The following is a 3,273-nucleotide window of genomic DNA, read 5'->3' on the forward strand; positions in this document are numbered from 1 at the left end:
GCCAAGTTCCACGGCTGGGCCGACTACAAGCTGTGGGGATCGGATGATTCGCTGAAGCCGGAAACGGTGTGGCGCGATGACTTCTTCACCTACATCCGCTACGGCCGCAAATGGGACGGCATGGAACTGGCGTCGGGTTTCGTCACCATCGACGAAATCGACGAGCTGGTGAACACCCGCGTCGAAGGCACGGTGTTCATCGTCGAGAGCGTGGCGCCGCTGATCACCCTGAAGCTGGGCAAGAAGTATCTGTGCATCCAGTACACCGGCGAGGTCCGCTGATGGCCAACTGGATGTGCGACCTGGCCATCGCCGCCGGCATGACCCTTTCGGGCACCTGCCAGCCGGCTTTGCCAGCGACCGATCCGCTGCCGGACGATCAGAAGGAAATCTGGTCCTATCGTCAGCCGGTGCAGCCGGAACCGCCACCGCCCCCACCGCCGCCGGCGATGCCGCCGGTAGTGATCCAGAAGGAAGTGATCCGCGAGGTGCGGGTCGAGGTGGCGCCGCCGGCTCCCCCACCGCCGCCACCGGTCAGAACAGGACCGGACCCATTCGAAACGGCGATGGCAGCGAGCTATCGCAACCGGGTCCAGGGCAATTCTGGCGTCCCGACCATTACCGCCTCGCTGTCGTCGGACCTCGGCCCGATGGGCGCACCCGGCCTCGGGACCGGCGCGGCCGTCCCGGAGCCGGCGGCGGAATACGAGGAAAAGGCCCTGACCTCGACCGGGCCGGTGGACAACAGCCGGATCATCACCACCGACCGCTATGTCTGCGGGGTGCTGGAAACCGCCACCAACACCCAGTTGGATGGATCGACCGGCGGGACGGTGGTGATCCAGGTGTCGCGGGACACCTTCGGCTATCACGGCCGCAACATCCTGGTGCCGAAAGGCTCGCGCCTGGTCTGCGGCTTCAAGAGCCTGGAAAAGGTCGGCTCCAGCCGGTCGCCGTTTCGCTGCTCGCGTATTCTGCTGGGCGGGTCGCGGGCGGAAATCTTCGGCCTCAAGGCCAATGCCGTCGATGTCCAGGGCCATCTTGGCATTTCCGGCGACGTCGATCATCGCATTTTCGAACGCTACGGCACCGCTTTCATCCTGGCCGGCATTTCGGCGGCCGTCCGGGCGGCGACGGCCGGCAGCAGCACCGTCAATTCAACCAGCACGTCGTCGTCTTCGGGATCGAGCAGTTCCTTCTCGGGGTCGTCCAACGCCCTGTCTGCCGGCGGCGCCGAACTGTCCCAGCGGCTGGGTGAAATCACCGCCGCCACCTTGGAGCAGACCATCAACCTGCTTCCCATCCTGCGCACCTTCCAAGGCCAGCGGGTCTGCATCAGGCCCGATACCGACTGGTACATCGCCAAAGTGGAGTAACGCCATGCTTGTCCGTCTGCCGGCACTCATCGCCACCATGATTTTCCTGTCGTCTCCCGTTCTGGCGCAGACGGCTCCGTCGGTCGCCACGCCGCAGGCCGGAGCGGTCACCGACACGGTCGCCGTGCCGATCTGGCCCACCGCCGCCGTCACGCTGCCGGAAATGCAGCCGGCGCCGGCGTCGTTCTCGCTGGGCGCCATCGAGGGCGTCGCCCCGGATTTGCTATCGGGCGTCACCGCCAAGGGCTACGCCCGCAAGGTGCCGGTGGACAATCAGGTGATCGGCCAGGTCCAGGTGCTGACGGTGTCGAAGGGTGACCGCGAGGAAACCATCTCGACCGAGGGCCTGGTCGCGCAGTTCGACGCCAAGGACAGCAGCCAGCTTTTCCCCGAAAAGACCCTGCAGGTGCAGGGATCGAAGACCGCACTGATCGCCGCCCTGCAGCGGCTGTCGTCGCCCAAGACCGACAAGGCGGAAAAGCCGGCCCCTCGGGACGATGTCTCGCAGAACCAGACCGCGCCTGGCGGCGGGTCGAAGAACGACCAGGCCTCGGCCTACCAGACCCCGACCATCACGGCGACGCCGGTGACCCAGGAAAAGGAGCCGGTCGTCGATATGCGCACCACCAGCGAGGGCTGCCCTATTCGCGTTGACGTCGCCCAAGGCCGCGCCTTCCAGCAAAGCAAGGAGCAGACCTTCACCGACGGCGCCTTGACCGCCGACGGGCAATGCTCGGATTCCGAGGTCAGCTTCGTGCTGCGCAAATCCTATCCCGCCTGTCCCATCGACATTCTCGATCTGGCCACCCTGAAGGCCTGGCCGCAATTCGTCTGGGCCTACACCGACGATGCCGGTGAGACCCACCAGGTCGGCGAATGCGCCAAGGACGAGGAAACTCCCTACACCATCACCGAGGACGAGGCGCAATGCTCGATGTTCCTCGACTTCTCCACCAACCAGGCGGTGCCGCAGGCCGCCCTGGTCTACATCAACCGCAACAACGCCCTGCAGCAGGCGCGTGGCTGCGACACCTCGACCAAGTCGGCGTCGGTGGCGATGACCGAGAACGTGCCCAACTGCCCGATGCGGCACGATTTCGGCGCTGGCCTCAGCTCGGAACTGTCGATGTGGACTTATGTTCGGGGCGGCATCACCTACCAGGCCGCACCCTGCGCCGACACCGGGCGCACCTTCGCGCACGAGATCGTCTACACCGACCTTGCCGGCGGCTATGTCTGCACGCCGGTCACCAACATGACAACCAAGACGGTGACCCTGCAGTCCAGGAAGCGCATTACCGTCGATGGCACCCCGCAATTCATCACCGAATGCACCCCGGACACCTCGACCCAGGCGATCCTGCCAACCCCGGACGGCTGCAACAATCCCGCCACCTGGACCCACGACCTTGATGCCGGAATCTCCTATGGCCAGGAGCGTTTCTATTACCTGAAGGCCGATGGCAGCCGGGAATACGTGACGGGATGCCAGAATTCGGCCGTCACCTATGCCCATGAGGTCACCGAGACCGGCTACCAGCATCACGACGACCAGCTGTGGTCCTATCCGCTGACCACGGTCACCATCACGGTGTCGGGTTCGCCCTACACCGTGGCATCGTCGCAGGTTCTGGCCGGGGCGCCGCAGGTTCCCTATGTCCTGAGCAGCACCGGGGATCAGTCGAACGGCCAGATCCTTTACGAGGCCTGCAACGCCTATACCCAGACCACCAAATACCAGAACTGGCAGCGACCGGACGGATCGGCCTACGCCAAGGCGATCGGCACCGGGACGCCGACCGGACCGAGTTGGGCTTGCGCCTACTCCGGTGGCGTAGCCACCACGGATTGGGCGCTTGTTTCTAATCCAGTCGGTTATGCCAACCTCGGTGGCGAA

Annotated in this window: 3 protein-coding genes; all 3 read left to right on the forward strand. The window is 65.0% G+C overall.

The window, feature by feature from the left end; translation table 11 throughout:
• A partial coding sequence (locus A6A05_RS02235) for a TrbG/VirB9 family P-type conjugative transfer protein (RefSeq protein ID WP_172822162.1) occupies positions 1-282 on the forward strand: 282 nt, incomplete at its 5' end.
• Entirely contained in the window at positions 282-1,376 is a 1,095-nt protein-coding gene (locus A6A05_RS02240) for a TraB/TrbI/VirB10 family type IV secretion system protein (RefSeq protein WP_068497044.1), read from the forward strand. The genes A6A05_RS02235 and A6A05_RS02240, both read left to right, overlap by 1 nt.
• 4 nt (positions 1,377-1,380) lie before the next feature.
• On the forward strand, positions 1,381-3,273 hold a 1,893-nt coding region (locus A6A05_RS02245; RefSeq protein ID WP_082910625.1), incomplete at its 3' end, for a hypothetical protein.

It is taken from the genome of Magnetospirillum moscoviense (genome assembly GCF_001650635.1).
Classification (GTDB): domain Bacteria; phylum Pseudomonadota; class Alphaproteobacteria; order Rhodospirillales; family Magnetospirillaceae; genus Magnetospirillum; species Magnetospirillum moscoviense.